1 protein-coding gene is annotated in these 4553 nt (G+C 54.3%); it reads left to right on the forward strand.

Annotated features, from left to right (window positions below; translation table 11 throughout):
- Positions 1–4553 (forward strand): putative Ig domain-containing protein (locus tag KP814_RS31860; protein WP_253938795.1); only part of this gene is annotated, 4553 nt, incomplete at both ends.

Raw genomic sequence — 4553 nt, forward strand, 5'->3', positions numbered from 1 at the left:
TACGACTACCTGCTGACTGACGATATTTATGTGACCATGGCGGTCAGCCAAGTGGTGGAAGAGTGCGACATTCGCAATAACCAGGCCCGTGCGGCTCTGGTTTCGTTACGCGTATCAGATGCCAGCGACCTTTCGGACACGCGTTTGTTCGCAATCAATGTGGAAGACCGCAATGCCGACCCTGTCATCACAAGCGAAACGGAGTTGCAACATCAGGCCGGTCAGACGCTCAACTTCCAAGTTAAAACTACGGATGCGGACATCGGTGACGCTCACCACTTTACACTGGTGTCCGGCCCTGAAGGCCTGAGCATTGATCCTCGCACCGGCCGCTTGATCGCCAATATTGGCGACCTGGCTGCTGGCGATTATCAGATCGTCGTGCAAGTAGAAGACCTGCGCGGCGCTAAGACCCAACAGACGCTGACTTTGTCCATTGCTGAGAACTTGCCGCCGCAGATTGTGAGTGCGCCGGTATTAACCGCCAGTACGACACTGCAGTACGCCTATGATGTAGAGGCGACAGACCCTAATGAAGGCGACAAACTAACTTATACCTTAGTGAATCAGCCGGCAGGCATGAGCATTCAGCCCAAGTCCGGTCTTATTACCTGGCTTGGCGATGAGCGCTACGTGGATAACCGCGCGGACGATAATGGTTACTGCGCAGCAGACCCACAAGACTTGCGAACGCTTGATCCGGTTATCAAGTGGTCCTGGCCACTGGACGGAGAATCCATACCTCATGACGAATATAACCAGGTCATGCATACCCCTCTTGTCGTACCGCTCTATGACACAAATGGCGATGGCAAGCTGAATGAYAAAGACGACATCGCCATTATTTTCCAGTCTTTCAGGAAATCTGGTTACCAAAACGCGGGATTCCTGCGCGCCATTTGGGCCAAAGACGGGACGCATATCTGGACGTCCGAGTCCGTCCGACCCTATCCGCTAAGGTCAATGGCTGCGGCGGATCTGGATGGCGATGGGACGACGGAAATYGTCATCATAGACATCACGGAAAAGCTGAGTGTCGTCTCWCATGAAGGYGAGCTGGAATGGCAGGCGAATACACTGGAGCAAGCTCAGTGGGGCGGACCTTCCATCGCGGATCTCGACCARGACGGTTCGCCGGATATTATCCTGGGGCGTGCGTTGTACRATAACCAAGGCAATCTCAAATGGCTTGGTAAAGCGCCCTTTGGCGCTAACCCGMAGGGCGAGAACGCCAGCGGTCCGCTTACCTATGCGGCGGATATCGACCTGGATGGCGATATGGAGTTGATCGCTGGCCCCACCATCTATGACCAYACTGGCAGACGTATTATCACCAACGGTGAGGGAACATCCGCSTTAGGAAACTTCGATAGCGATGACTTCCCTGAAATCGTCAACGTTTATGACGGCTWTCTCTCTCTGTATAACCATGATGGCAGTGTCATCTGGAAAGATAAGAAAATTGAGGGCGGCGGACGCGGCGGCCCGCCTGTGGTGGCGGATTTGGACGGGGACGGCGTGCCTGAAATCGGCGTCGCCGGCAAGACCCGYTAYGGGGTCTACAACGCCAATGGCGACGTTGTCTGGAGCCAGCCTACCCGGGACCAGTCCTCTGGCGTAACCGCGTCTTCCGCTTTTGACTTCAATGATGACGGACGCATGGAGATTGTGTACGGGGATGAGTATTACTTGCGCGTCTATGACGGCGTCAGTGGCGATGTCATCTACGAAATTGAGAATGTCAGTGTGACTGCACACGAATATCCAGTCATTGCGGATATTGATCACGATGATCACGCGGAAATTATTGCCGTCAGCAATAGCTTCTTTGATGTGACCAACAAAGGGTTGCATGTCATTGAAGACGCCACGGATTCATGGGTGGGAACGCGCAGCATCTGGAACCAGCATGCGTACAACGTTAATAACATCAATAATGATCTAAGCGTTCCTGTGCATCCCACAAAAAGCTGGTTGGATCATAACAGCTTCAGGGCCAATGTATTTCCAGATCAGCCCGGCGTAGGCCAAGCGGATTTGACGGTATACGGATTGCGACTGGATGGCGGCGCTATCTCTGTGACGGTCAAAAACCGTGGTCGCAAACCCGTAAATACCGCTTTCAATGTTAACCTGTACCATCTTGCGCCTGGCGGCGAAAAAGAGCTGCTTGGTTCGCAGACTATTGCAAAATTAAGCGCCAGCGAGGCGCTGAACCTGAACTTCCCAGCGAACATAGACGGATTAACCGGCGATTTGTTGGCGGAAGTCATTACGGACGGAAGCTTTCCTGAGTGTTTGACTAACAATAATCGAGTGTACGCGGCGATTATTCGGGCGTCTGTGTCGGATGAAGCTGGCTTGTCCGACTCCCAGGTCTACGCCCTGTCTTTGCAGAAAGAGAACTCTGCTCCTGCGATTGTCAGCGCCACCATTATTGAGGCGACGGCCGGGGTCTATACGGATATGCAGGTCAGTGTCCAGGACGTGGACAGCGGCGATAGCCATACCTTTGAATTGATTGATCCGCCAGGTAATGTGTCGATTGGGCGCTATTCAGGCTTGCTGAAAGTTAAGAATCCAATAGAAGGCAGCTACTCCTTCCGCGTGCGTGCGACTGACTTATCCGGCGCCAAGGCTGAACAGGTTGTCTCCCTGGTTGTCTCTAGTCCCGATAACCTGGCGCCCGAGTTTACCTCGACACCAGTCACATCCGCCAAACATGGTTTCAAATACGAGTATCAAGCTCAGGCAGTTGATCCAGAAGGCGATGAGGTGATTTACGCGTTAAGCCGGAAACAGGACGGCATGACCATCGATAGTCATACTGGTTTGGTGCAATGGACGCCCGAAGAACGGCACATTGGCGTAAAGTCAGCGGAAATCAGCGCGATCGATGCAAAGGGCGCGGTGCGTAAGCAGTATTTTGTAATTGATGTTAACTGGGGCTATCTACTCAACCACGCACCTCGCATTGTGTCCTCGCCGAACGGCTCTGTATACGTTGGCCAGCAATATGAATATCAGGTTGTTGTCGATGATGCAGACTCAGATACCGAGTTCGATTATCGCCTGTTGGCTTCCGAAGAGGGCATGACTATCTCCGACACAGGGCTATTCACGTGGCGTCCTTCTGCGGAGTGGGCCGGTAAGACCGCGCGCGCTGAGATTGAAGTGCATGATCGTAAGGGCGGTTACGCAACGCAGAGCCTGAACTTGCCCGTCAACCAAGGGGCGAATCACGCGCCGGCGATTACCAGTGCGCCCCCTTTGAGCGCGGCGGCGAACGATAGTTATGTCTATGTTATTAGAGTGGTGGACCAAGATGGCGATGCGGTTTCTCTGAGCTTGAGTCAGTCGCCTAATGGCATGACTCTGGCTGATGGTGTGATTACTTGGACGCCCTCTCTGGCGCAGGTCGGCCAGGCGCATGAGGTCATTCTGAGGGCTGAAGACGCCCGAGGAGCGGCCTTTGTGCAGACGTTTGGGGTGGTTGTGAACGATCCCTTGGCGCCGAATACTGCGCCGGTCATTTATAGCATTCCCAATTCTCCCGCTCGCATTGGCGTGGAATATATTTACAAGGTAACCGCTCGCGATGCGGATGGCGATACGCTGATTTATCAGTTGGAAAATGCGCCAGACGGCATGGTGATTAATGACTTGGGAGCAATACGCTGGACGGCCTCAGCAGAGCAGCAAGGCCAATACCAGATCACGGTGATCGTTAGCGATAGCCGGGCGCGTGCTGTGCAGCGCTTTACGTTGCAGGCAGTTGCGGCGAATGATGCGAATGCGTATCCCGTTATCGTCAGTCGTCCCTTCGATCAGGCGTCGGTTGACCGGGAGTACAGCTATCAGATTCAGGCGACGGACGCGGATGGCGATACCCTTTCATATGGCTTAATGTCCGGGCCCGTCGGCATGTCTGTCACCGCCGACGGCGCGCTGCGCTGGACGCCGGGGGCTGATCAGGTTGGCATCCAGGACGTGGTTGTCTATGCGGAAGATGGCGCCGGACGTTCACTGCAGAGCTATAGCATTAACGTCACTCAGAAAGTTAAGCCCCTGACGGCGACGGTCGTTGTCTCCCCCGAATTCGTTAATCCTGGCGATACTCTTTCCATCAACGTGTTTGTGGATGGCGGTCAAAGCGCACCAACTATCGCTTTGTGGCTGGATGGGGTGGAGACGTCGATGAGCGATTTCGGTCAAGTGATCGTTAACGCAGAGACCATTGGCGTACATACCATCGAAGTTGGCGTGACGGATGGTGTGGATACGGTGATTGAAACCGCGCGCTTCGCGGTCCGCGACGCCGCTGACGAGAACGCGCCCCTGGTGAGTTTAAGCGCGCCTACTCTGGATGCGACCATCACTGCGCCGACGGAGGTGATTGGCTCAGTGCAGGATGCGAATCTGGCGCTTTATAAAGTCATGCTTTCGCCACGAGGACAGCAGGCCTGGCAAGTGATTGCTCAAGGCGGTGAAAATGTAAGCGAGGCCAAAATCGCCACCTTTGATCCCACGTTGCTGCTTAACGGTCAGTACGA

Origin of the sequence: Hahella sp. HN01, from assembly GCF_018986435.1 — a bacterium.
Taxonomy (GTDB): domain Bacteria; phylum Pseudomonadota; class Gammaproteobacteria; order Pseudomonadales; family Oleiphilaceae; genus Hahella.